The sequence below is a fragment of the Rheinheimera sp. B2H12 genome, from assembly GCF_059620065.1.
This window is the reverse complement of the sequence record NZ_CM184363.1, coordinates 1,275,793-1,300,429: the sequence shown is the minus strand read 5'-3', so window position 1 is coordinate 1,300,429 and position 24,637 is coordinate 1,275,793. Positions and strand designations below refer to the sequence as shown.

At 48.9% G+C, this 24,637-nt stretch carries 21 protein-coding genes; 13 read left to right on the top strand and 8 right to left on the bottom strand.

The annotated features are described in order from the left end of the window. Positions 1–79 precede the first annotated feature (79 nt). On the top strand, positions 80–2,218 hold the full coding sequence (locus AC53GJ_RS05795; protein WP_496731591.1) for a winged helix-turn-helix domain-containing protein: 2,139 nt from the start codon (positions 80–82) through the stop codon (positions 2,216–2,218). Positions 2,219–2,336: 118 nt separating this feature from the next. Here AC53GJ_RS05795 and AC53GJ_RS05790 read toward each other — a convergent pair whose 3' ends face one another. The 3 genes from AC53GJ_RS05790 to AC53GJ_RS05780 all read right to left on the bottom strand — a co-directional run bounded on the left by AC53GJ_RS05790 (position 2,337) and on the right by AC53GJ_RS05780 (position 7,217). Continuing rightward, positions 2,337–5,303 carry a TonB-dependent receptor gene (locus tag AC53GJ_RS05790; RefSeq protein WP_496731590.1) on the bottom strand — a complete coding sequence of 989 codons (2,967 nt, stop codon included), beginning with the start codon at positions 5,301–5,303 and terminating at the stop codon, positions 2,337–2,339. A gap of 698 nt (positions 5,304–6,001) precedes the next feature. After that, positions 6,002–6,889, bottom strand: coding sequence for a tRNA pseudouridine(65) synthase TruC (gene truC, locus AC53GJ_RS05785; protein ID WP_496731589.1), 888 nt, complete (start codon positions 6,887–6,889; stop codon positions 6,002–6,004). Next, positions 6,876–7,217, bottom strand: coding sequence for a YqcC family protein (locus tag AC53GJ_RS05780; RefSeq protein ID WP_496731588.1), 342 nt, complete (start codon positions 7,215–7,217; stop codon positions 6,876–6,878). Before AC53GJ_RS05780 ends, truC begins: the two co-directional genes overlap by 14 nt. A gap of 93 nt (positions 7,218–7,310) precedes the next feature. Here AC53GJ_RS05780 and AC53GJ_RS05775 point away from each other — a divergent pair, with 93 nt between their 5' ends. Next, complete coding sequence (locus tag AC53GJ_RS05775; RefSeq protein WP_496731587.1) at positions 7,311–7,607, top strand: DUF3301 domain-containing protein; 297 nt, start codon at positions 7,311–7,313, stop codon at positions 7,605–7,607. Between the two features lie 57 nt (positions 7,608–7,664). Here the strand turns inward: AC53GJ_RS05775 and AC53GJ_RS05770 are convergent, their stop codons facing one another. The 3 genes from AC53GJ_RS05770 to AC53GJ_RS05760 form a co-directional block, all read right to left on the bottom strand. Next, complete coding sequence (locus AC53GJ_RS05770) at positions 7,665–8,012, bottom strand: Mpo1-like protein (RefSeq protein WP_496731586.1); 348 nt, start codon at positions 8,010–8,012, stop codon at positions 7,665–7,667. After that, a complete protein-coding gene (locus AC53GJ_RS05765) occupies positions 8,002–8,667 on the bottom strand; it encodes a GNAT family N-acetyltransferase (protein ID WP_496731585.1) in 666 nt (221 codons plus the stop codon). Before AC53GJ_RS05765 ends, AC53GJ_RS05770 begins: the two co-directional genes overlap by 11 nt. A gap of 100 nt (positions 8,668–8,767) precedes the next feature. After that, on the bottom strand, positions 8,768–9,133 hold the full coding sequence (locus tag AC53GJ_RS05760; RefSeq protein WP_496731584.1) for a DUF3192 domain-containing protein: 366 nt from the start codon (positions 9,131–9,133) through the stop codon (positions 8,768–8,770). 177 nt (positions 9,134–9,310) lie between these two features. On the opposite strand from AC53GJ_RS05760, the gene AC53GJ_RS05755 reads away from it, so the two are divergent. Together AC53GJ_RS05755 and AC53GJ_RS05750 are read left to right on the top strand one after the other, a co-directional pair. Continuing rightward, positions 9,311–9,649: a hypothetical protein gene (locus AC53GJ_RS05755; protein ID WP_496731583.1), complete on the top strand. Its 339-nt coding sequence runs from the start codon at positions 9,311–9,313 to the stop codon at positions 9,647–9,649. Next, positions 9,649–10,422 carry a DUF2310 family Zn-ribbon-containing protein gene (locus AC53GJ_RS05750; RefSeq protein ID WP_496731582.1) on the top strand — a complete coding sequence of 258 codons (774 nt, stop codon included), beginning with the start codon at positions 9,649–9,651 and terminating at the stop codon, positions 10,420–10,422. Before AC53GJ_RS05755 ends, AC53GJ_RS05750 begins: the two co-directional genes overlap by 1 nt. Positions 10,423–10,487: 65 nt before the next feature. Here the strand turns inward: AC53GJ_RS05750 and syd are convergent, their stop codons facing one another. Next, complete coding sequence (syd, locus tag AC53GJ_RS05745) at positions 10,488–11,051, bottom strand: SecY-interacting protein (protein ID WP_496731581.1); 564 nt, start codon at positions 11,049–11,051, stop codon at positions 10,488–10,490. 55 nt (positions 11,052–11,106) lie between these two features. On the opposite strand from syd, the gene queF reads away from it, so the two are divergent. Beyond that, entirely contained in the window at positions 11,107–11,952 is an 846-nt protein-coding gene (gene queF / locus AC53GJ_RS05740) for an NADPH-dependent 7-cyano-7-deazaguanine reductase QueF (protein ID WP_496731580.1), read from the top strand. A gap of 79 nt (positions 11,953–12,031) precedes the next feature. Here the strand turns inward: queF and AC53GJ_RS05735 are convergent, their stop codons facing one another. Beyond that, positions 12,032–13,834: a M61 family metallopeptidase gene (locus AC53GJ_RS05735; protein WP_496731579.1), complete on the bottom strand. Its 1,803-nt coding sequence runs from the start codon at positions 13,832–13,834 to the stop codon at positions 12,032–12,034. Positions 13,835–14,255: 421 nt separating this feature from the next. Here AC53GJ_RS05735 and AC53GJ_RS05730 point away from each other — a divergent pair, with 421 nt between their 5' ends. The 8 genes from AC53GJ_RS05730 to AC53GJ_RS05695 all read left to right on the top strand — a co-directional run bounded on the left by AC53GJ_RS05730 (position 14,256) and on the right by AC53GJ_RS05695 (position 24,632). Further along, positions 14,256–15,806 (top strand): GGDEF domain-containing protein, encoded by a 1,551-nt coding sequence (locus AC53GJ_RS05730; protein WP_496732769.1) that lies wholly within the window; start codon positions 14,256–14,258, stop codon positions 15,804–15,806. A gap of 67 nt (positions 15,807–15,873) precedes the next feature. Continuing rightward, on the top strand, positions 15,874–17,232 hold the full coding sequence (gene ppnN, locus AC53GJ_RS05725; protein ID WP_496731578.1) for a nucleotide 5'-monophosphate nucleosidase PpnN: 1,359 nt from the start codon (positions 15,874–15,876) through the stop codon (positions 17,230–17,232). Between the two features lie 207 nt (positions 17,233–17,439). Continuing rightward, positions 17,440–17,835 carry a DUF3192 domain-containing protein gene (locus AC53GJ_RS05720; protein WP_496731577.1) on the top strand — a complete coding sequence of 132 codons (396 nt, stop codon included), beginning with the start codon at positions 17,440–17,442 and terminating at the stop codon, positions 17,833–17,835. Then, positions 17,832–19,511: a hypothetical protein gene (locus tag AC53GJ_RS05715; protein WP_496731576.1), complete on the top strand. Its 1,680-nt coding sequence runs from the start codon at positions 17,832–17,834 to the stop codon at positions 19,509–19,511. Before AC53GJ_RS05720 ends, AC53GJ_RS05715 begins: the two co-directional genes overlap by 4 nt. A 195-nt stretch (positions 19,512–19,706) precedes the next feature. After that, entirely contained in the window at positions 19,707–20,714 is a 1,008-nt protein-coding gene (locus AC53GJ_RS05710) for an isocitrate dehydrogenase (RefSeq protein WP_496731575.1), read from the top strand. 487 nt (positions 20,715–21,201) lie between these two features. Then, the gene (locus AC53GJ_RS05705) at positions 21,202–21,453 is read left to right on the top strand and encodes a hypothetical protein (RefSeq protein WP_496731574.1); all 252 of its coding nucleotides are present in this window, start codon (positions 21,202–21,204) and stop codon (positions 21,451–21,453) included. Then, complete coding sequence (locus tag AC53GJ_RS05700; RefSeq protein ID WP_496731573.1) at positions 21,440–23,242, top strand: hypothetical protein; 1,803 nt, start codon at positions 21,440–21,442, stop codon at positions 23,240–23,242. Before AC53GJ_RS05705 ends, AC53GJ_RS05700 begins: the two co-directional genes overlap by 14 nt. Positions 23,243–23,429: 187 nt before the next feature. Then, positions 23,430–24,632 (top strand): methyl-accepting chemotaxis protein, encoded by a 1,203-nt coding sequence (locus tag AC53GJ_RS05695; protein ID WP_496731572.1) that lies wholly within the window; start codon positions 23,430–23,432, stop codon positions 24,630–24,632. Positions 24,633–24,637: the final 5 nt, after the last annotated feature.

The window sequence follows — 24,637 nt, the reverse complement described above, 5'->3', positions numbered from 1 at the left end:
CTGATTTATTGATTTTCACGCAGCGATTCTGGCAACCTTAACGCCAGCTGCTCCGGCTACTTTGAACAGGACAAATGGATTGGAACTGCAGTTACAGCGTATTAGGCTTGACGGTTACATTGTTGATTTTCAAAAACAAACCGTCAGCCGCAATGGCCATGTTGTCCAGTTACAGAGCAAAATACTGCAGGTTCTGGCCTGCCTGATTGCCGCCCAAGGCCAACTGGTCACTATTGAACAACTGATGAGTCAGGTCTGGGGCAACACTATCGTTTCGCCCAATACCCTGCAGCGCTGTATTGCACAGCTGCGCAAAGCCTTTGACGACAATAGTCAGACCCAGCGGTTGATTAAAACCTACCCCAGACGCGGTTATGAATTGGTGCTTAAACCTGAGCCTTGTGCCGCGGTTGATGCCAGCCAGCACATTGCTCTGCAGCACTCTATTGATCAGCGCAGGCAGCCTGATTTGGTGTTCGCTGCTGCACAGACCCGCTCCATCCGCACAGGTCTTTCCTATCGCAGCTATCTGACACCATTGGCTTTATTGCTCTTTGCCGGAGTTGCCGGTGCCTGGTATCAGACTGCGCAGACGGCTAAGAGCCTAGATCACAGCAAAGCGCCGCTACAATTGAATGTACACAGCCGGCTGACCGCGACAGACGCGCATGAACAGCTACCGACTTATTCCGCAGATGGCAATTGGATAGCGTTTAGCCGCTTTGAAAGTTTCTGTCATAGTCAAATCTGGCTGCAACAAGTCTCGACTAAAACCGAATGGCAACTGAGCAAGCAGCCCCAGCGCTTTGAAACCCTGGCATTTGCGCCGGACAGTCAACGTCTGGCCACCCTCAGCGTGGCCGACTGTCAGGTGCCGCAGCAGCCACTCTGCTGGCAATTGCAGCTCTATCAGTTTGTCGAATTAGCTAAAGTGCAACAGCAACAAGTGGGCGACTGTGAACAGCGTGAGCTTAGCCAGTTACAGTGGCAGGATCAGCAGCACTTGCTGATGCTACGCCGCTCCGCACTAACAGGTCTACGCAGCTTAGTCCGCTTCAAACTGGCAACAGGTCAGACGGAAGAAGTGTTCGGCGCGGCGGATGTATTAAGTTTTCAATCCCTGCCAAGCGGCGATATTGCATTGCTGGTGCATCAGGGCAGTGCCGAGACCGCCCTTGTCAGGTTAAATCCACAAGGCAAGCAGCTTCACGTTACAGCACTTCGATACCGGCAACGGTCGGCATTTAATCCACCCACTTTGCTTTATCTGGCCAGCCGGGACCAGTTACTGCTGGCAGCAGCAGGTTTGTTATTTCAGATCCAGGCTGACGGTGAGCTGAGTCCACAACCCTTACCTGCAGGGATACGATTAACTCAATTACAGACGCATCCAAGCCAGACTAGCGTGGTCGCGAGCGCAGGCGGTAGCGATTTAGACTTATTGCTCTGGCAACGCAAGCAGCAACGGCTGGAGATCATTTTTCGTTCACATGCCTTTGAATCACAAGCCAGAATTGCGCCGGATCATGGCAATGGAGCGGTACAGATTGCTTTTGTTTCTGACCGCAGTGGCCAAAATGAAATATGGTTAGCAGAAGCAGAGCAATTACGTCAGCTCAGCCATTTCAGTGGTCAGGTCCAAATCAATGGCATGGTCTGGCAAGCTGATGGCAATGCATTGTTGCTCAATATCAATGATCAACTGTTTAAACTGAGTCTGGATGGGCAGTTAGACAAAATTGCAGTGCCGGTTCGGCTAAAGTACTTACATCAACTGACCAGTCAGGGTTACCTCCTGATTGAATACCAACATGAATTCTCTGAGATGCTGGCGCTGTTTGAGCTTCGCAATCACGAGCTGCAGCCATTGCGAGCCGGCCACTTTGACGATGCCAGACTGGATGATGAGGGCAGCTTATGGTTTACCAACGCCCAATTTCGCTTATTCCGCCAAAAGTTTGCACTGACTGCCTCAGAGCAGGCCGAGCCAGTATTGACCGACCTGGAGATTAGCGCCTTTATGCTGTATGCAGGGCAATTGTTACTCAGTAGCAAAGATGGCCAGTTGCTGCAATTTGAACAACAGAGTTTAAAGCCAAGCCAAGTTGCAGTGCCTCTGCCGGCGGGCAGTTGGCTCAACGATGCAGATCAGCACCGGGTGTTACTGGGGAATAAAATCAGTATTAAAACGGAACTGGTTGAGCTTCACAGCGATTGACCTGACCGCAGTCAAACCAGTTGCGCTTGCGCGCAACGCGCCGTGCCCGGCGCACCATAAAAAAACCCCGCATTTTCAGCGGGGTTTTTCACAAACTAACGTCAAGCCAGCTTCAATATTAGAACTTCACTGAAGCACTCAACTGAACAGAGCGTGGAGCTTGGAACGACTGAGTCAGGTTGAAGGTTGGACTTGGTTTACCTTGGTCACCCAACTCTGCATATTCATCAACACGGGTTACGCCAGAAGCGTCCAGCACGTTGAAGATATCAGCACGGAATTCAACTTCTGAATTCGCGATAGTTGTGGTCAGCGTGGCAGATAAATCTAACTGCGCTGTCCATGGTGTGCTGCCGTATGAACCACGAGTAAACTGTTGGAATACCGGTTTAGCACTTTCACAAGCAGAGGTACATACATAGTAAGTATCGCCGTAGTCAGGACGACCACCAGGGTGACTGATACCAAAGGCATTCGTCGGACGACCAGACTCTAAGCGGAAGTTTGCACCCAAACGTACCATATCATTCAGAGCGTAAGCACCATAGATCTTGAACGCATGGCGACGGTCGTTCGGCAGATTACCGTAAGCACCATCCATCAGAGCAGGGAAGTCGAAGTCCTGAGTGATACCAGCATCATCTTGCGCGTTATCTGATTTAACCAGACCTTCGCTGTTACCGTAGCTATGTGCCCAGGTATAAGAGAATGAAGCCATCCAGGTCGCGTCCCAAGTACGATCCAGGTTCATCTGGATAGAGTAGTAGGTACGGACTGCTTTTGGATAAACCAGTTCTGAACCAGGGATAGTCACAGTCTTATCAACGTCACCATCACAGTTGCTGTCAACAGCAACAGTCATATCTTCACCTGGGTTACCCAGCACATACTGGTGCGGCTCACAACCATAGTTGGCTTTTAACCAGTGGTCGATGATTAAGTCATCAATAGCGCCGTTCATTTTGCGCTGGATACCACGAACACCCCAGTTCCAGTTGTCATCGATAGAAGACTGGTAACCGATCAGTAATTCGTCCTGGTACATTGCATCCAGATCCTGGTCAACAATGCTGCTTACGTCAGGCACATCACCATCGGCGTTGTATTGCAGGTCGCCGATTTGAGCGCCTTCGATTGGCGTTTTGTATGGGTTACCGTTGAAGGTTTTATCTTCGAAGCCACCAAATACGTTAAAGGTGTAGTAATCCAGCTCGTTACCAGATAAACGTACGTTGGTGTTGTTTGCTACCGGTAAATGGTAACGGCCAACGTTCGCGTAGACTTTAGATTCACCAGTGCCTGTTGGATCCCAAGCGATACCTAAACGTGGTGCCCACATATTGTCGACTTTAACGAAAGTATTACCTTCTGAGTTTTTGTTCTCAAAAGATTCATTGCGCAGACCTAAAGTCAGAGTGACGTCGTCTGTCACTGACCAGGTATCTTCGATATAGAATGCATTGGCTTCAGTTTCGAAGTTACCTGATACAGTTCTGAAACGGCTACGGACATAAGCATTTACACCGGCAGGAACCACAGCACCATTTGACAGTTTAGTACCAGCTGAAGTGTCATAGATCTGGTAGTAACGGCCAGCTGGGCCTGAATAAGCCTGCTTACTGTAAGAAGAGTTTACTTCGTTATCCAGACCGAAGCGCAGTACGTGCTCGTCCAGAGTCCAGTCAAAGTCTAAACGTAAAGCTTCACGTTTATCAGCACCTTCTTCTGATTGATAAGCAGAAGACGTGGTACAACCTGGCTGAGACTTACCACCTTGTTTGTCTTTACGGTTATCGATAACCAGCGCACAGTCCTGTAACACGTTGTTCAGGGTAGTTAATGCGTATTCGTTTTCACCGTACATAACACGTGAAGTGAAATTGTCTGTGATGTGGCCAGTATAAGTTACAGACCAGTTATCACCACCAGTTTCCTGGGTTTCAGTTGCTGTATAGGCACCCAGTTGACCAGTTCTGAAATTGTAACCGTAGTTATCAGTGACGATATCATTCGAGTCAGAGAATGCTAACAGCTCAACTAAATGGCCATCGTTGATCTGCCAGTCAATTTTACCACCCCAGAATGCATCATCAGAGCTTTCCTGATGCTGAGTTTCACCGACAGTGCCGTTGTAAGTGTCGTTAATTTTACGCGGGTTGAACATCAGGTAATAGAATAATTTATCTTGAATCGCTGCGCCGCCGACGTAGATGTTGTAGTTTTTCTCATCCACTTCGCGCTCAGAGTTGTAACGGTACATTTCACCGTTTTGCTTGAATACGTTTGGTGATGTTTCACGCAGAGATTTTGGTTTCCAGTAAACAGAAGCACCAGCTTCAAATTCGTTTGAACCGCTTTTAGTTACCGCGTTGATCACACCACCGGTAGAACGACCGAATTCAGCTGAATAACCACCAGTTTTAACTTGGAACTCTTTGTAGAATTCATATGGAACTGAAGAGAAACCTAAACCGTTACGGAAGTTGGTTACGTTCAGACCGTTGATAAACATACTGTTTTCTGCAGCTGATGCACCACCAAAAGACGCGGTATTACCGTTACCGAAACGGCTGTCACCTTTAGTGACGCCCGGTGCTAACAAAGCAACGCTGGTTACGTCACGTGGTACAGGAATACGCGCTAATTCAACTGCACTGATGTTCAGTGCAGATTCTGAAGAAGAAACATCAATAGCTGAAATGGCCTGTCCTGTTACAGCAATACGCTCAACACCGGCCTGGTTCATACCTAAAGTAACACCAGTATCATCACCGATCCGGACCCGGACCTGACCCAGTTTAGCTGGCTCAAAACCTGGTTTTTCCGCAATCAGTTCATATTCACCAACAGGAAGGTTGCTGACGCGAACCACGCCGCCTTCAGTCACAGTTGCATTTTTGACTGCACCAGTTGCCAGGTTGCGCACTGTGACAGTAGCGCCAACGACAGGCTTAGAAGCGGAGTCAACAACCAGAACACGTAAACCACCGTCGGTGTTACTTGCTTGCGCAACGAAACTTCCGCCTAATGCTGTGATAACAGCTAGGGTTGTAAGGCTTCGAGTAAAAAATTTATTTTTGGACATTTTTGTTCCCTTTCTTTTAGTTATTTTGCTTTAAAACCAAGTGATCATATCGAGCAGACCGTCTTACTTTTTTGCAAATTATAATGATTCTTATTGGGTATTGAGCGCATACTGGGATGGCGAACCCGACACGCAGTTTGTTTCTGGACTGAAGACAAACTTCGCGAATCGCCTTTCAATCTGACGCCAAAAAAAAAAAAATGCAACCAATTATTTTTAATTTGCGAACTTTTTTTCTGAGATGCAGAACTAATTCAACTGTATCTGGTCAGCAAAATTTGCAGCCAGGTTTGATGGCACTTGCTACAGCTGTAGCAAACTCTAGAAATATATGTTTATATTCATCAACTTAAGCAATGCTCATGCTAAATTTCCACTTTTTATCTTCCGCTCTCGGTCGAAAAATCTACTCGATGCCGCGTATTTTTCCAGCGAAATATCCAGGTTTGGCCGCAACAGGACGAAATAAGCCAACCGACAAATGGCATTTAGACACAAATTAATCTTCACAGCCTGCGACTTTACTTTAATGGCAGTTGTATTTTGCAAGTGGCCAGAGCGACAAATCACTATCAGCAACTGACAGTACAAAAAACCGCTGTTGTGGCATGAAGTTAGCTAACCTGAAGTCGAGTTCAGATTCGCTAGACTGCGTCGCGGCGCAGCCCAGCACTATTTTCGATGAAACGCCGGTTATATCAGACGTGTTGATCGCCGAGTAACGACCAGATCGCAGGTGCCGCAGGCTCGGCACCAGATTGCGCAGTGACAGTTGGCAACGAATGTTGACAATTTTGCCAAAGCTGTTGATATTCAATTTCAGCTACCGGCCAGTTTAGCTGCTGAAATAATACCTTCAGTTCATTTAACCCGGCATTCAGTTGGACCAATTCAGCCGTCACCGGGTGACGAAATTGCAACTGTTTGGCAATCAGTAACAACCTGCTGATGCCCAGATGCTGACGACAACCAGCATTTTGTTTTCCATCACCATGGGTGGTATCACCGATAATGGGGTGACGTAGATGCGCCAGATGACGACGCAGTTGGTGTTTGCGCCCAGTCAGCGGTTGTAGTGCGACTAAGCTAAATCTGGCAGTGGAATATCGGCCAACGGCAACCGGTAGCTCAGCATGCGCCAAAGGCCAGATCCGGGTTTGGGCGGGCTGAGCAACTTTGTCCTGCCGCGCTTTTTTGTCAGCAATCGCATCCAGCTGTTCTTTTAATGGGTAATCTAATAACAGCGCCTCCTTCAGATAACCACGTACCACCGCCAGATACATTTTTTGCCATCCCTGCTGCTGCTGCTGTTCGGTCAGCAAACGTGCTATTTCAGCCGACAACGCAAACACCAACACACCTGAAGTCGGCCTGTCTAACCGGTGCACCGGAAACACATGCTGGCCCAGTTGATTGCGTAATGTTTGCAGGACAAACACAGTTTCATGTTTATCCAGAAATGAACGATGCACCAACATACCGGCTGGTTTATCAATCGCCACCAGATACTCATCCTGGTACAGAATGGTCAGTAACGGCACCGCCGGGATCGCAATTGCTGCGAATTCAACATCAGCAGCCTGCACTTTGTCGTCCTTTTGTACTGCACAGCAATTGGTCCAAATCGACGAGATGCTGCATCAGCAGCAATTTTTCGGCAGAGATCGGGGCCAGACTTTGTTCAGCCATGACGCTGATAGCGCTGTTGGTAGGTAAAGGCAGCCTGCCCTCCACCAAAGCGCGCATTCTTGGCAAAAAAACAAACTGTAACCACTGCTCAAACGGCAGGGTGTCACAGCAAAACGGCAGTGTGCTGGCCAGGGCTGCACTGTCAGGTGGCACAGGACTCCACAACTGCAACTGACGAAGTTCAGCTTCTATTTGATTGAGCAACAAGGCGGTTTGCTGATACATGTTAAAATTCCCAACTTTTGCAAAGCCGTCATTGTAACATGGCGTACGAAACCCTATTGTCTGCTACTGATAAAATCAGATCCAGGAGAAAACATGAGTTCTGTCGCTGTACTTATCGTGTTGATGCTTATCGCTTATCTATTTCTGATACAGCGCCGGCAAGATGAAAGAGCCATTGCTTTGGCCCGACAGTTATGTCAGCAACAGCAAGTTCAATATCTGGATTGCGCTCGGGATAGCCATCAATTTATTCAGCTGCAAGGCAAACGCGGTTTACGTACTTTGTATCTGGTTGATTTTAGTGGTGATGGTGAAAGTCGATATCAGGCACAACTGTGGCTCAAGGGCTTGCGGTTAGCCGATTTTGTATTACCGGCCTTTAAAATCTGAGTCTGGCTTTGGCCCGATGTCACAGCGAAACTGTGGCTGACTCGCCAGAGGGCAATCTCAATCAGCGCAGGCCGCAAGTTTTGCTGGCAGTTGCCCAGTCAGCCAATCTTTCAGCATCACCCAGTCAGCAGCCAGGCTGTACCAGGGGTGCTGAAAAGTGGCGGGCTTGTTGTGTTCAATAAAAAAATGACCAATCCATGCAAAACCATAGCCAACCAGAGGTAATAACCAAGCCCAGTGCCATTGTTGACTGAGAAACAGCCAGCCAAGGACCACCAGTACCAGACCGGAGCCGGCATAGTGACAGGCGCGGCAACCAGCATGCCGATGCTGGCTTAGATAAAATGGGTAAAATTCGGCAAAACCGGCAAATTGCATGATCAGATCTTTTTCTTTAGCGTTCAAGACGTTTCGCTCTGAATAATAAGCTGCCACTGACGGTATTAAACACCAAGTCTGCCACTTTTTGATAATCATCCTGATGAAACAACGCCAAATTTTTTTCCAGCGTCACAAACACACCAATTCCTTCAGATGCGGCGTCCTGATCGACCCAATGGTCAATCGCCTGCAAAAACTGCCGCATGGCGCCGCTGTGATGATAACTGGGGTTACGTGCCAGAAAGGCTAACATATGGTAATGTTCTGCCGGCATAGCCGCATGAATTTTTTGCTCCTTCTCCAGCATTTGACGGGTCGATAACACACCGGCAGTTAACAACATTTTCAGCCGCCAATGCCAAAATCTGTCACCGCTGAGAACTGACGCTGGTGTCGTGATACAGGCCACCCCCAACAGAGTATCAGCTTGCATTAAACCCAAAATCGGCTGCCCGGCTTGCCAAAATGCTGCCAAATCTTCCCGAATGGCAGAGCGCAAGCGTTTTTCATAATCCGGCAATTGCGAGCGAAAAATCTGCATCAACAAGGGGTCATCATGATAGGCAGTATACAAAATGGAAGCTGCCAGTTTCAGTTGCTCGGCATTGAGTAATTCTACCCGAAGCGGCTGCTCAGCAATCATTTCAGCCGCAACAAGTGGAGGATCGGCGAGAGTCATCAAAAAGTCCTGCAGTGCATCAAGTCTACAACCAACATAGCAGGCTTTGCCAAAGGCGCCAGTGGTGAGCGGTAAAACCCCACTCACCACTTTGTCACAGTTATAACTGCAGATAAGCTTTTTCACCCCAGGCGGTTAACACACCGGCGCTAAAAATCAGCGCGGTACATTCATCTTTGGTGGTGACACCATCGCCATGGGTGTGATGAGTGCGGTAAAACAACACCTCAACGGTTTGGCCATCTTTTTGCAAAGATTCCGAAAAGTCTGGTACCCCTAAATGACTACGGACGGATTGTTGACTGGCGCCAAGCTGCAATTGACTGATGTAACTTTGATTTTGCTGCTGTATTTGCATGGTTTTACTGGAACTGCTGTCATGGTCATCATCATTGATTGCGATCACACAACCAGATAACAGCGTAACAACAAAGGCCATAGCGCTGAATTTTATAAACTTTTGCATAGAGTTTCCTTTATATCCATCAATGCATCATTCGAACTGATGATGTCATGCCAGCGTTAAAGCAAATTGAATGCCATAATATAAACCCTTTAAATTCATAATCTTAAATTATCACCCTCGCTTAAACACTTTGTTGGATGGTAAATTGAACCACTTTTTGGTAAAAACACGCACCCTATGAATGACAGCTTCCAGCAAGTATGCCGACTTGCATCACAACTGCAGGCCGAAGGCAAAACCCCGAGTCTGGCCTTAATCCGGGCCAGAGCAGGCAAAGGTGTTGATGCCGTGGCTTTATTCAGCGCTTATCAGCAGTGGCGTGCCAACCCACCCAGTCAGATGGAGCAGACTGATCTGGAGCACATCGCCGCACCAGTTGGGGCCTCAATCCCTGAACCTGCAGTGGTCGATATCACAGCTTTGCAACAGGATATTCGCCGTTTGGAGCACAAAGTTGATCAGCTTAGTCAGCTTATTCAGCTTATTCAGCAATTATTAGCTGCGGACCAGCGCTGATGTGGGTCGCAGAACTGGCGTTTAAAATTATTGCCGATACCAGTTATCAGCAAGCAGAAGTTGCGGTGCGCCGTTATCTGGAAGCGCTGATTTTTAATGGACAGGTGCTGGGACGGGAGTTTCCGACTTATTTAGCCGATGATCAATTTATCAGCCGGGTCATTCTGCCAGCGGAAGATGCCCTACTGCCACAACATCACAGCAATAAGGGTCAGCAACAATTGCTGGCTCTTGGCGAGGCAGGCCTGGCTTTTCCAAAATTACAACTGCTTGGACAAGATCTGATGTCCAATCATACCGACCCCTGTCGGAGTCCGGCAGCACTGATTTTGTATTGCCGCTTTGGTTTTACCAATTCTGTGCTGTATTGTGCGGAACATTTTGCTCCCCTGCCACTGTACTTATTGCCGCCCGCTGCTGGTGTTGATCATGAAGACTTAGTGCGCTGGCAATTGCAATATCAGGCACTGGATGAAATTCAGATGCAAGAACAACGGGTATTGTTAAAGACGCCGGAGCAAAGTCTACAGCGTTTACACAGTCAACTGAATCAGCAAGGCCGGCGTTTTGCCCGTAAGCTGGCGACCCGTTTACAAAAACCGGTGTATTACGCTCTATACAGTGGCAGTAGCCAAAATTGTACTCTGGAAGCCGAGAAATGTTGCCCTAGCTGTGGTGGTCAGTGGCGCCTCAGTGAACCCTGGCATCAATTATTTGATTTTTGCTGCCCTGCTTGTCAGATAGTCAGCAATATTGCCTGGCAATGTCAGTAACTATAGCGCTCAACAAAGTCCAATCACGGTTCATTCCGCGACTGGACAGGCGCTGCGCAGTTTGCTTAAAGCACGGCCGAAGGCTCTGCATGCGTTACAGACAACTGCTGTAAAAATGCGCCGAGCGAATCGGCCAGCTTTTCTTTGACTTCAGTGCCAGCCCGCTCCAGATAGACTTCACCACTGCTATTGAGCACTGACAACATCATATCGTCGTCATCCGTCACCGCGAAAAAGATGGTTTCGCGTTGTTTTAACCGCCGTTTCATCAGAATGTGCGCGATGATATTTTGCTGCAGCCGTTCAAAATCAGCCTGGTGCCAGACCATCAGCAACTCGACCGGGCCACGTGGGTGCTTTAATGGCAAGCCAGCGCCATAAAAAGCGCTGAAAAAGGCTTTGATTTCAGCGTTCAGCGTCAGTTCCAGCGCTTGTTCCAGACCAGAAAAATCAGCGCCATCCGTGTTTTCGACTGGCCACCAACAAACCTGCTCAGCGTCCACTTCACCATACTGACAAGGTGATTGCCGCTCTGGATCAGCATAACTGCGCCACACTGCACCGTTATTTGCAGCCTGTTGCTGCGCTTTTTGCAATAAATCGGCAAAAAGCCGGGTAACTTCGACCATAACTGGGTGGGATCCTGTGATAAAATTGCTGCATTCTAACCGGTCCGAGCTAAACATGACAAAACCTGATGAATCTTTGTTGTCCCACTTAACTTTGGGCAAGGTCACGGCTTATGCCGACCAGTACGATGCCAGCCTGCTGCAGCCGGTGCCCCGTCGACTTGGAAGGGATGCCATTGGCTTAACAGCTGAGCTGCCATTGCCATTTTATGGCCATGATATCTGGCATGGTTATGAACTGTCGTGGCTGAACCATAAAGGCAAACCTATGGTGGCTCTGGCTACTTTTGTGGTGCCTGTGACTTCGGCCAATCTGATTGAATCCAAATCTTTTAAGTTGTACCTCAACAGCCTGAATCAAACCCGTTTTCGCGATATCAGCCAGTTGTATCAAACCTTAGTCACTGATTTGTCAGCTTGTGCCGGCGAAACAGTTGCGGTGACTATCCATCATGTCAATGAACTGATTGCCTTTCAACCGACCTGGATCCAAGGCCGTTGCCTGGATGATCTGGACATTGCAGTGGATCAGTATCAGTTTGATGCTTCTTTACTGAAACTATCCGCGGCCGGGCAGCCGATTGAAGAGAAACTGCATTCACATTTGCTGAAATCAAATTGTTTGATCACCTCGCAACCAGACTGGGCCAGCGTGTTTATCCACTACCGTGGCGCAGCCATCTGCCATGAAAGTTTATTGCGTTACCTGATCAGCTTTCGCAATCATAATGAATTTCACGAACAATGTGTCGAGCGGATTTATCTGGATTTGCAGCGGCATTGTCAGCCGGATTTCCTTGCGGTATACGCTTGTTATACCCGCCGTGGCGGTTTAGACATTAACCCACTGCGTAGCAGTGAACCTTATACCCCACCGAATATCCGCCTGACCCGGCAATAACAGCTGCACATCAGCGGACTGCGCGGTCACTAGACGTACTCAGTGACCGCGCTGACGTCAGTGCAGGATAGCACTGCTGTTATTTTGCTTGCACCGGCGCAGGTTTTGCCAGTGCAACCCCAAGCCAGGCCTGATGGTAAGCTTTTTGCTGCCTGCTTGGCTCAGCGACTGGCTCAATTTTGCTAGGCTCGGCTGGTAACTGTGCCAGTTTCAGCTTTTTTTCCAGCAAACGGCCGCTGCGGAACAAGGTCAACTGGATGCTTTGTTCTGTTTTATATACTTTCAGCCGGTTTGCCAGCGGTTCAGTCAGTTGCAGGCCATCCAGGGCAATGATTTGATCCTCTGCTGTTAAACCTGCCTGCCAGGCTGGCGAACCCCGCTCGACTTTACTGATCTGTTCCAGTCCATGCGCAAACTTACTGCTGATGCCGGTCCAGGCCTGTTGCTTTTTCGCCTTGATCCGTTGCAAACCGGCAGCAGTCAGTATGTCGTCAGCTTGCAAAGTCAATGGAGATTCGACCTGGTGTTGCCAGAAACTTTGCAGCGACTGCCCCGTCAATTCAGCTGCAATTTGCTGGACATCTGCGGCAGTGAAGGCTGTTGTTTGACTGAATCGACGATACAGTTCCTGATGCAAAGTCGCATAACTGGCTTTTAGCCCCGACTGCTGCAAGATAAAATGATCCAACATCCAACTGACCAGGTAACCTTCGCTGTAAATGTTGACACTAAAATTGTCGGCGTGATCACCACCCAGACTGATCCAGTTATCAAAGCTACTTTCGGCAACTGACTGCACTTGCGCCCCAGGTAAACGATCAAATCTGTCCAGCCGTTTGGCTAAATCAGCATAAAATTCGGCATGGGTCATTAAACCAGCCCGTAACAACAATTGATTTTGGAAATAGCTGGTGGAACCTTCCGAGATCCACAACAGTTTGCTGTAATTCGGTTGCAAATAATCATAAGGCACCATTTCGGCAGGCCGGTATGCTTTGACATTCCAGGTGTGGATCAGCTCGTGCGCCGCAGTTGACAAAAAGGCCAGATAGTCGGCGCGGCTGGCAAAACTGAAGCGCTCGCGTTGGATCACTGTGGAGTTTAGATGCTCAGTGGCCCCTTTGGCGCCGCCTGTGGCATGAATAATAAATAAATACCGCTGATAAGGATAACCCTGCCAAATGGATGGCGCCTGCGCCACCAGTTTTTGTAAATCCTTCACCAGCTGTGCGGCGTCATAATTGCCCTGCCCCCAGATCACCACTTCATAATCACGCTGATCGGCGTTAAATGTAAAAGCCTGATGCACGCCGGTTTCAATCGGTGAATCAGCCAGCACATCATAATTGGCAGCGATAAATTGGTGCGGATTATCACCCTGCGACATGCCCGAAGTGCTACGCCAGCCAGCCGGCACCTGCAACTGCACTTTCACCGGTTGTAGCCGCTGCGCCGGATGATACATTAACACTGCACTGGCATTGAGGTAAGCATGGGTATCATCAATATGCCGGGTCCGTTGGTCTAGCTGATTGGCATAAAGTTGGTAACGAATTTTCACCACACCTGCAGTTTCAGTTTGAAACTTCCAGCTACTCTTTTCTGTTTTTTCAAAAGCCAAAAGCTTACCTGTGGCATCCTGAACCTGAAAATGCCGGACCCCATTTGCCAGCTCAAGGATCTGGTATTTACCGCTGCGCCAGGCTGGCATGCTGACCTGGTGTGAACCAGCTGCAACTTCAAATTTCATTTCAATATCAGCTAGATGATGCTCTGGCGCCGTGATTGAAATCTGATATTCAGTCTCAGCCTGCACAGCAGTGGCGTATCCTAGCAACAGGGATCCCACGCCAAGCAAACTGGATAAAAAAAATTGTTTCATATTGACTCTTATTGCGAAAATTTTCCGGAAACTAAGCGAATTAACTGACAATTGCTATCGTTTTGCGATGAAGCTGTACAGAAATGCTTTCAGAATTCATGTAACCCAGCATGAAACATTACAAAATGACTTTTACTTTCGAAACGAAATATGTTTAAATTATCAGCGTTGGTGCCAGACACACCAACCCAACCAATAATTGTAAGGAATGCTGGTATGAACCATCTTACCTCTGCAGAAGAACAAACCTGGTTACCCTACTACCTGACCAGGAAATAATGATCCAGAGTCCGGTAAGGACCTGAAAACAGCGGGCTACAGGCCCGCTGTTTTTTTTCAGCGCTATATCTGCGCATTTCTCTTTATTAACGATATACTTACCGCCATAGCAACCGACATCAGATGCAGGAATACTTTGGTAGTGGACTCAGATAGCGCACTGAAACAACAACTTGCCAACGCGTTAAAAGCCCGCAAACAGCTGGAAGATACCTATGACAGTCAGTTTAAAATCCTGTCGCAGTTTGTCGCCCGGCTGACGTTGGTATGCAAAGGTATTGATATCGAGCTGGATAATAAACTGGCCAAACTGCGCACTGAACTGAATAAAAGCGTAGATTTAGAAAAGATTCTGCCACTGATTGATGCCACCAATGAACATTTAAAAGTACTGGAGTCCCGGCAGCAGCAGGAAGTAAAAAAAGCCCAACTTAGTCTGGTTGAAGCAGGGAAATTACTGCAAAAACAACGGGGTTTACCAAATCAATTAAGGCGTGATCTGCGGGATTTACTGACGAGGGTGGATGAACCCGCGCCGAGTGTACAAGCCTTTTTACCCCATCTGACCAATCTGACCGAGTTGTACCAACTGGCGCTAAGTACCCGGCAAAGTGAAGACATCGAAGGTATCGCGGATGACCAGCATTTCCAGAGTATTTGCCGGCAAATTTCCGCTGAATTGACCCAATTGCTCAGTGAGCTGGCATTTGAAGGCCAATACGCCAAAGCGATTGAAGCGATCCGGCTTAGCCTGTTGTCAGAACTCAGCATCGAGAAACTGCTGGAAAGCTGTTTGCGTACCATTGAAATCATCATTTCCAGTATTAATGATGAACGCCAGTCGGCCCAGCATTTTCTGCTCAAACTCAATGAAGCCTTATCCACAGTACAACAAGCACTGTCCACTTCGCTGACCGCCAGCAATAATATTCAGCATAAAATGCAACTGCTTAATCAGCAAATTGAGCAGCAAATTGACATGCTGGGCCAACAAACTCAGTCTGCGACCTCGCTCGAACAACTGCAGGTGCTGGTGTCGGAAAAATTGGGCACCATCAGTGCTTCGCTCAAAGACAAAGAGCAACTGGAAAGACAGGAACGCGAGATACTGGCCCGGGCTGTGCAGGATATGGAACTGCGGTTAAAAGGCTTAGAACAGGAAGCCAATCAGTTTAAAAAACGACTGGCGGAACAAAAATTTCGCAGTTTACAGGATGCGCTGACAGAATTGCCCAACCGGGCCGCCTTTGACGAGCGTTATGATCTGGAAGTCAAACGGATGAAAAGATCAGGTAAACCTTTGTCTGTGGTGCTGGCCGATGTGGATCATTTTAAAAACATCAACGACAGCTATGGCCACAGCGCTGGTGATAAAACCTTAAAAGTCATCGCTAAGGCATTAAAACAAAGTCTGCGCGATACTGATTTTATTGCCCGTTATGGTGGGGAAGAATTTATTTTGTTATTCCCGGAAACCCCTTTGGAAGATTTGTCCGGGCCACTGAACGCAATTCGGGAAAAAATCAAACGGATCCCATTTAAATTTAAAGACACCAGTGTGCCAATCACCATTTCATTTGGTGCCACTCAGCAAAAAGTCAGTGACAGTCAACGCGAAGCCTTTGATCGGGCTGATGAAGCCTTGTACGATGCTAAACGCAATGGCCGTGATAAGGTCATGTTCAAGTCATAACCGCAACATTACTGAGACCCGGTGCGCAACGTCTGCCAGGACGGGCTCAGCTCGCAAGGAGTAGACGATGCATGTGCAGTTAAACCCGCTCGGAGCCATGGACTTATTGTCTCAGCTGGAAGTTGATCAATTACAGCAAAACGCTGACAGTGAAATCTTCCGGCTGTTTCGCAACTGTTGTCTGGCCGTGCTGAATGTGGGTAGCCATACCGATAGTTCGGCTGAAATTTACCAACAATTTCATGATTTTAATGTAAAGCTGATCGCGCGGGAACGCGGCATCAAAATCGAGTTATTTCAGCCGCCAGCCAATGCTTTTGTCGATGGACAGATTATCAAAGGGATCCACGAACACCTGTTTGCGGTGCTCAGAGATATTTTGTTTTATCACACTCAGCAACATCTTGTACAGCTGCGGCTTCATGGCGAAAACAGCGACCATATCACACACGGTGTATTTGATATTTTGCGCAACGCCAGAGTGATTAATTCCGGCACAGAACCCAATCTGATTGTCTGTTGGGGTGGTCATTCCATTAACGAAACTGAATACAAATACACCAAAGAAGTTGGCTATCAGTTGGGGTTACGTGGCTTGGATATCTGCACTGGTTGTGGTCCTGGCGCCATGAAAGGCCCGATGAAAGGCGCCACTATTGGTCACAGCAAACAACGGATCCGGCATGGCCGTTATCTGGGTTTAACCGAACCCAGCATTATTGCCGCCGAACCACCCAACCCTATTGTGAATGAGCTGGTGATCCTGCCGGATATTGAAAAACGGCTGGAAGCTTTTGTCCGCACTGCCCATGGCATTATTATTTTCCCTGGTGGCGCTGGTACCGCCGAGGAGTTGCTGTATCTGCTGGGGATTATGCTGCATGAAGAAAACCGCGAACAAGTGCTGCCGGTGATCCTGACAGGTCCACAACAAAGTGCGGCTTATTTTACTGAACTACAACACTTTATTGAACAGACCCTTGGCAGTGAAGCGCTCAAACTGTTTGAAGTCATTATTGATGATCCGGAACTGGTGGCTCAAAAGTTGAAACAAGGCTGCGCCGAAGTCCGGCAATATCGTAAAATGGTCGGTGATGCCTACCACTTTAACTGGACCCTCAAAATAGACAGCGACTTTCAGCATCCCTTTGCCCCAACCCACGCCAATATGGCCGGGCTGGATTTGCATCTGGAGCAAGATAAAGCCAGCCTGGCGGCGAATTTACGCCGGGCCTTTTCCGGCATTGTGGCGGGTAATGTTAAAGATGAAGGGATCAAGGCGATTAGCCAGCACGGGCCTTTTGTCTTGTCCGGCGAACCAGCGTTGATGACGCTGATGGACCAACTGCTGGAAGCTTTTGTCAGCCAGGGCCGGATGAAGTTGCCGGGCAGTAAATATATTCCTTGCTATCAAATCGCCCGCTAAACCAATGCCTGCACGCCGTTTTATCGCGGCAGGCAGGCATTAATCCGATCCGGCCGGACAGCGGCACAGAACTCAGTTAACATAAAGCTGCATCTTGCCAACCCTGGCAGGCTTTTTGAATAACTTTTCCAGAATTGATAACAGCGGGCAAAACATCACAGTTGGCGACTTGCTAACTGCTCTGCACACGCTGGTGGAGTAATTGGCATGAAAAAGCGGTTCTGGTGGTGGATCATTCCGGCGATTTGTTTATACCCACTGCTGACTTGGCTGGTACTAAATTTTTATCCGGATGAGCCATCCCGCATGCAGTGGAATGATCGGGAAGCATTTAACCGCAAATATATTGCCCAACTACCGCAGCTACCACCACCGGATCGGCAACAGGTCATTGGCCGGCTCGGTGGCCCGGACATCACGGAAGCAGTGAAAGTGCAGAACGATATTTATCAGTTAATGTACTACCGGACCAAGAGAGCCATTTCTGATGGCATCACCACCAAAGATGAGTGCAGCCCGCTGCTGTTTAAAAATCAGCGCTTAATTGCAATAGAAGCGCAAGCTCTGAGCCAATATCAACAAGCGGTTCAGTCCGCATCATGAGTAAAGCACGCCAGCAATTATGGCAGGCCTATCAGGCACTGGAGTTGTATTTCCAGCAAGCTGTGGCAGATGGCACTGAGTCAGTCCTCATCAGTGACGCCGAACAACTGGCGGCGCAGTTTTGTCAGGCTGGCCATCACCAGAGCTTGTTGTTTAGCCAATTGTCACTCACGCCAGCCGAATTTGGTTACTGCAGCCAGTTGGCGATGAAGCAATGGGTATTGTTAGCGACGCTGGCTAAACAGTTGCATTGGCCGGCCGCTTACACTGAAGACTTCATGGCCTGTGCTTTATTTCGGCTGACGGCCGTTGCGGTCAACCTGCCGGCAGCAGTGGCCGAACAACAGCAACAATTACTCTATAAAGCTGGTTTGTACCGCTTAAAGTTATCCGGTGCTGGCTTTAGCCACCGGCAGTGGCGGCAACTCCTGACCGACAGCAGTCTGCCAAACGGGCAAAAAACTGCATGGCAACTGCTACCCAATGCCCATACTATCCAGCTCTGTTGTCAGTTGGCCTTTGCCATTACCCCCACTTTACAACGTCCGGCCGTCGGGTTAGAACAGGCGTTACGGGCCTTGTGTTTGCAAAAAGCCCACTCCCAATTACATCAGCTAGCGTGGCCACTGGCCGCTGTGGGTCCGACCTTATATCTTTGCGGTCGTTTTTGCAGTGACAGTATCGGCAATCTGCAATTGATCACCGCTATCAAGCCGGAACTCAGTGGTCATTTGTTTGATATCACAACGAAAAAGTTAATCAGCCAGCATCAGGCTATCACAGAATCCAGTCTGAAATTGCTCGCTCCGCGCCGGTTGCCTGAGGTGCAGTGGCTGGATTATTTCTGTACCGCCAGTCACGAAGAGTTGCCTTTGTTGCCAGCGCTGGACTTAATGCAACTGCATCAACTGGATCCTAATCAGTCGATCCGGCAACAAGTGCAGTGGCTGCAACAATATCCACAGTATGGCGATTTTCTGCTGCAACAGGCCAGCATCCTCAATCGGCAGCAAAAAACGGTCTGTGAACTGCAGCATGCAGTCGCGTTGATTGGTACTGAGCGACTGCCGCAACTGCTCAAACAAGCCTGGCTGCAACAACAAATCAGCGTGCTGGCCCAACCTTATCGCAGTTGGTTTGCTCAGTTTAGCCATTGTCTGGCGCAAGCGTTGCTGCTGTTAACCGCCCAGCAACCGGCCCTTGAATTAAGCCAGCCCCAGGCACAATTGCTGGCGAGTTGCTTTAGTCTGACCTTACAGCAGGATGAGCGTTGCCGCTATTTACCGCTGCAGGCCGCTGGTAGCAAATTGTCACCACTGGTGCATCAGTGTTATCAAAATTGCTGGCAAAGCACTGAATTACCCAGACAAACGGCAATGCTGGCGACCAGTATGGGGTTGCCGCCACTCTGGCAAGAAGCGGTATTAAACTTTCGTCAATATACCGATTTAACCCCGCCTTTTCGTCCGGCCTTGCAAGCCAGGCTGGTACTGGCATTTGCCCTGCAACTGACCGAAGCCTTGTTTTATGGGGTGGTCGCCAGGCCACAACAAAGTGAACAGCTGTATTTACAGCTGTGTCAGGCACTGCAGTTACCTGCCGCCAACTGGCTGCATTGGTTACAACGTCTGAGCGCTTCAGCGCACTGCGTCTGGCCGCTACAACCGGACTTGTAGTTTTCTTACAACAATCCTGCTATCACTTTCGATTATTCCCGCTATTTCTTGCCGTTATGACTGCTGGTCGGCACTCAACTGGAAACGAATAACGAAAAATGCTAGGATCACGCCGTTCTTGTAGCCGCTCTTAGACCTGCGGCGCACCTTGTCAGACATATGTCTCCCCCCGAATCAGTTAATGTAAGGAATCCTATGAGCGCGCAAACTATTACCGTGATCAAAGGCGATGGTATTGGTCCAAGCATCGTTGAAGCTGCGATTGCCATTCTGGACAAAGCCGGTTGTAATTTTCAGTATGAATATGTCGATGCCGGTCTGACCGCACTGGAAAAAACCGGTGATTTGTTACCACAAGCCACACTGGATGCTATTGCCCGCAACAAAATCACCTTAAAGGGTCCACTGACAACCCCGGTAGGCGAAGGTTTTACCTCCATCAATGTGACTTTGCGGAAAAAATTTAACCTGTATGCGAACGTTCGTCCGGTGATTTCGTTTAAGGGCACCAAAGCCCGTTATGACAACATCGATATCATCACAGTGCGCGAAAACACCGAAGGCATGTACTCAGGTGCTGGCCAGGTGGTAAAAAATGAAGGCGAGCTGGCGGAAGCCATGAGCGTCGTGACGCGCGAAGGTTCAGAGCGCATTGTCGAATTTGCCTTTGAACTGGCGCGGCGGGAAAACCGCAAAAAAGTCACTATTGTGCACAAAGCCAATATCCTGAAATCGACTTCTGGTTTATTTCTGAAAACCGCCCGTGAAGTGGCAGCCCGTTACCCGGATATTCAGGCCAGCGAAATGATTGTGGATAACGCCTGTATGCAACTGGTGATGAACCCGCAACAATTTGATGTGATTGTCACCACCAACCTGTTTGGCGATATTTTGTCCGATTTATGTGCTGGTTTAGTCGGTGGCCTCGGCATGGCGCCTGGCGCCAATATCGGCAAAGATTGCGCGGTATTTGAAGCCGTGCACGGCAGTGCGCCGGATATCGCCGGCAAAAACCTGGCCAACCCAAGCTCAGTGATCCTGGCCTCAATTCAGCTGCTGGAATACCTCGGCATGCAAGACAAGTCAGCCAAAATTCTGGCAGCTTTGACTGATGTCATTGCCAGCGGCGATCGCACCACCCGCGATTTAGGCGGCAGCCACGGCACCACCGACTTTACTGCGGCGATGCTGGAACGGTTATAACTATTTTTTTCAGACGCCGGCAAATGCCGGTGTCTGACTTACAAGCTGCTGTATTTTTCCCTCAATTCTCAGACCACTGCAGAACTAAGCCATTCCAATTGGCATCAACAAAACCACAATTGAACATTTATGCGTTGCCCGCTTGAAAAATAAACAACTAAAAACAATTGCAAAGTAACAAACAATTAAATACCCTCAACCACGCAACAATAACGCTACAAAAATATCATTCAGATGCATTATTGGATCGGTAAACGGAGCCATAGTGCTGGAGTTATTTAGTTGTTCAGTTGCGGTACCTTCACTGACTGTTTTGCCGCAATTGGTTCCGTCATGCAATAGCGCAACACTAGCCGATGGTGACGCTGCAGTAAATTGAGCGAACTAACAGTTATCTGATGCCAGCGGATGGCGGCAAAGCACCCCATTTGAGCATTCACTTTTTGCAACAGCCATCCAAGCATATTCAGCCTGCAGGAGTCTTATTATGTTTCGTTTCACCATAAAGCAAAAAACCGATGCTGAAATTACCAACAAAACTCAAACTATTGTAAAACATGCCCAGAGCAAAGCTTTGATGTTTTTGGGTTGTAGTATTATTTTTTTGCTGCTGGCCTGGCTGCACGATATTGCGGCCATCTGGTGCCTGTTCGGCTTTCAATTCGGTGCTTTTGCAGCCTCTGCAGATACCCGTTATCTAGCGGAATATATCCGGCGGCAGCAACATGAACAACCCTAAAACAAAGTATCTGATAGCATTGGTGTTACTGGCTGCAACTGTCACAGGCTATCTGTGTATCGAAGCAGGACATCAGTTGCCATCGTTATTCGGAACGATCAGTCCGGCTGAGCAAGCAACAGCAACTGCTGCCGGACCTTCGCCATCAAAGCCCCGGTCTCAGCCGCAGTTAGCACCATCCGTGCAGCATCATGAGTCTCCCCAATCCTGCCCATCGGCGGAGGCAGGACAGCAACAATTTCAGCACTTATTGCAGCAAAAAGAGCAATTGCAACAACAGTTGCACCCTATGCTGCTCGCAGTAGAGCCCGTATTTATTCAGCAAATCAGTCAAAGATACCAACTGCAGCGCGCTGATATATCTCCTCAGGCGGCAATGCTGATACCGCCTGAACCCCAAAACGCGCTGTCGACTGCGCAAGAGCTGAAAGCGTTTCAACCCTTGTTAAATTTAGCCAAAGCCCAGCGTTATACTGACATCAGCGCTCTGCTGACCAGTGGTGAATTAGCACCAGATGCCACCATTGAGCAACAATTACTGCTGCATTGGATCCTGAAGTTAAACCCTGGGATTGACAGCGATTCGTTGCAACTGCTGTTAAATGCCCAACTCAAAGTCAGTCTGGATACCTTATATCTGGCAACCAGCGCCGGGCTGGCACCTGCCAAGCTGCAACTATTGTCAGACCACCTGGCTGGGTCCGATATTGGCATCATTTGGTACAGTGGCGGGCAAAATATTTCACTGGCGTCCTTCGCCGCGCAGTTGAATCGGCCTGATATAGCCCGATTTTGGTGGCAACAAGGCAGTCCTTTGGTTGACACTCAGACCCGGTTAAATGTTGCCATGCAAATTCCGTGGCAGCAGCTTGAAAATGCCGACATTCATGCTTTTGTCAGTTTGCTGACCACGGCCTTGCCAACGCCGATCGAACTCGCCCCCGCTCATTACCAGTGGCTGGCAAGCCGGCTGACGGCAGAGCAACTCTCATTATTTGAGCCGGGTTATGCGTTGGCGTCTGAACAACCATTCTGGCAGCAGATCGATCCTTTATTACAGCAATTACAGCAGGTGGTCACGGCCACGGCACGATTAGCCGGTTGTCACCTCAGCATCGCAAGGCAACTGCAATATCAACAGATGACCGCCCACGGTGGATCCGGACAAAGGTGGTTTGAGCGCTGGCAGGCAATTCAGCAAGCAACTCAGCAAACAAGCAACCACAACTATACAGATCTCGAAACTGCCATTGCCAGCAAACAATGGCAGCAAGTCTTGCAGCAACTGGCCGCGTTAACCCCAGCCAGTGATCATACTGAAATTTACTCTCTCGCTTATTTTTCCTTATTGGAAGCCGCAGTAGATTTGCACATTTATAACCAATTTATTAATTTATACAGCACACTACCTGACTATCTTTTGCTTGGGGCAACCGGCCACGGCCAGCAGCAATTGGCCGCATTGCTCCTCAAACGCGGGGCCAATGTCAATGCCAAGAATCAGCGGGGTGAAACTGCGCTGCAACTTGCCGTCTATGCCGCCGAACTGAATGGTCCGCAGATGATTGAGTTTCTGCTGGCTGCTGGCGCTCAGCCAGTGCTTGGCAGTGCCGATGCATTCCGTACCCTGTTGTTACGGTCACATCAGCACGACCTCAGCCGCACTGCGCACTTTATTGCCCTGTTTCGCCAGTATGGCATTGCTCAGCCAAGCCAGTATCATTCGCTGATCACGGCTCATCCGCAGCTATCTGAGGCGCAAAAACAGACGATTTTATCCTGGTTATAACCGTTTTTATCAGGTTAAACCTCGCTTATGGCTGGCCAGAGTCAACTGACTATGCTTGTTTGCAACATTCAACCGGGGATTTTTTTGCAACAAAAACCCTGATATAGCGCAAGTCGATATTTTTTTGCTATGGTAAGGTGTTGCAGCAGAACAAGATCTGGGCCGGGGATAAAAGATGGATTGGTTGATGAGCCTTTATACCACGATAGAACGCACTTTTTTCGATACGCTGAGCAAGAAAATCATCGGCAATATCGGTTTTCTGACGATTATTTTCTGGCTGGCGCTGCTGTTTGCTTATCCCGCCGATGGCTCAGCTGGCAGTGGCTGGTGGATCACCCTGATCGGTGGCAGCCTGGCGTTTTTCTTTACCATTTTTTATCTGATTTTTCTGATTGTGCGGCCGGTGCAGGCGCTGGTAAAAGCGCTGCACGAGGCCAACCGCAAAGGCACAGATCTGAATCATCAGTTGCCGGCTTTTACCTATGATGAGTTTCGCACCTTGTCAGAGGAATACAATCAGTTTGTCAGTCAGCTCGGCCAATTACTGACCGGCTTACATCAGCAGTCGCAGCATACCCATCAGATCAATGAGCAGGTCAGTTCGGCCGTCAAAACCACCCGGCATCATCTGCATGATACCGAGCAGCGCAGCGAACAGATCCGCAGTGAAAGTGATCATGTGCTGGAGCATCTGGCCACTATTGTCAGCAGCAGCGATCAGATGAATCAGGTGGCGCACAGCACAGTGCAAAGTGCATCTAACGCCAGTCAGAGTATGGGGACGTTATCTAAACAACTGAGTGGTATTGTCAGTCTGCTGGAAACTTTTGGCGCCACAGTGCAGGGTTTACAGCAAAATTCAGAAAACGTGCGGCAAATTCTGCAAATGGTAGAAAACTTCTCTGATCAAACGAATTTATTGGCGTTAAATGCGGCTATTGAAGCCGCCCGCGCTGGTGAAGCCGGGCGTGGTTTTGCCGTGGTGGCCGACGAAGTCCGAACGCTGGCGGCAAAAGTGAATGATGCCACCCGGCAAATTTCGGGTTTTCTCAATGATATGGAAAGGTTGGTGCGGGAAACCAAACAAGAATCTGAGCGCCTGAATCAACAGGCTGCCCAGGCACAACAGGACATAGGCGCCACCAATAACGAATTTGGTCAGCTCCAACAGCAACTGGACCAGGCGCAACAAGGGGTGGCACAAATCACCCAGTCTGTACTGCAACTGGAACAGCGTTATCAGCAAACCCATCAGCATTTAACCGCCATTGAACAAGGCACCACCGATGCTTATCAGCAAATGTCCTCCATTGAGACGGCTGGCCAGACCCTGCTCAAGGCCACGGCAGATACCCAGCAACAGCTGAGCAGATTTGGCCACCGCTAACTAAG

What these genes read in the sequence shown, in the direction of transcription:
- AC53GJ_RS05790 (WP_496731590.1), bottom strand. Translation starts at nt 5,303, where the DNA reads ATGTCCAAAAATAAATTTTTTACTCGAAGCCTTACAACCCTAGCTGTT.
- AC53GJ_RS05780 (WP_496731588.1), bottom strand. Translation starts at nt 7,217, where the DNA reads ATGTATCAGCAAACCGCCTTGTTGCTCAATCAAATAGAAGCTGAACTT.
- AC53GJ_RS05775 (WP_496731587.1), top strand. Translation starts at nt 7,311, where the DNA reads ATGAGTTCTGTCGCTGTACTTATCGTGTTGATGCTTATCGCTTATCTA.
- AC53GJ_RS05765 (WP_496731585.1), bottom strand. Translation starts at nt 8,667, where the DNA reads ATGACTCTCGCCGATCCTCCACTTGTTGCGGCTGAAATGATTGCTGAG.
- AC53GJ_RS05760 (WP_496731584.1), bottom strand. Translation starts at nt 9,133, where the DNA reads ATGCAAAAGTTTATAAAATTCAGCGCTATGGCCTTTGTTGTTACGCTG.
- AC53GJ_RS05755 (WP_496731583.1), top strand. Translation starts at nt 9,311, where the DNA reads ATGAATGACAGCTTCCAGCAAGTATGCCGACTTGCATCACAACTGCAG.
- AC53GJ_RS05750 (WP_496731582.1), top strand. Translation starts at nt 9,649, where the DNA reads ATGTGGGTCGCAGAACTGGCGTTTAAAATTATTGCCGATACCAGTTAT.
- syd (WP_496731581.1), bottom strand. Translation starts at nt 11,051, where the DNA reads ATGGTCGAAGTTACCCGGCTTTTTGCCGATTTATTGCAAAAAGCGCAG.
- queF (WP_496731580.1), top strand. Translation starts at nt 11,107, where the DNA reads ATGACAAAACCTGATGAATCTTTGTTGTCCCACTTAACTTTGGGCAAG.
- AC53GJ_RS05735 (WP_496731579.1), bottom strand. Translation starts at nt 13,834, where the DNA reads ATGAAACAATTTTTTTTATCCAGTTTGCTTGGCGTGGGATCCCTGTTG.
- ppnN (WP_496731578.1), top strand. Translation starts at nt 15,874, where the DNA reads ATGCATGTGCAGTTAAACCCGCTCGGAGCCATGGACTTATTGTCTCAG.
- AC53GJ_RS05720 (WP_496731577.1), top strand. Translation starts at nt 17,440, where the DNA reads ATGAAAAAGCGGTTCTGGTGGTGGATCATTCCGGCGATTTGTTTATAC.
- AC53GJ_RS05715 (WP_496731576.1), top strand. Translation starts at nt 17,832, where the DNA reads ATGAGTAAAGCACGCCAGCAATTATGGCAGGCCTATCAGGCACTGGAG.
- AC53GJ_RS05710 (WP_496731575.1), top strand. Translation starts at nt 19,707, where the DNA reads ATGAGCGCGCAAACTATTACCGTGATCAAAGGCGATGGTATTGGTCCA.
- AC53GJ_RS05705 (WP_496731574.1), top strand. Translation starts at nt 21,202, where the DNA reads ATGTTTCGTTTCACCATAAAGCAAAAAACCGATGCTGAAATTACCAAC.
- AC53GJ_RS05700 (WP_496731573.1), top strand. Translation starts at nt 21,440, where the DNA reads ATGAACAACCCTAAAACAAAGTATCTGATAGCATTGGTGTTACTGGCT.
- AC53GJ_RS05695 (WP_496731572.1), top strand. Translation starts at nt 23,430, where the DNA reads ATGAGCCTTTATACCACGATAGAACGCACTTTTTTCGATACGCTGAGC.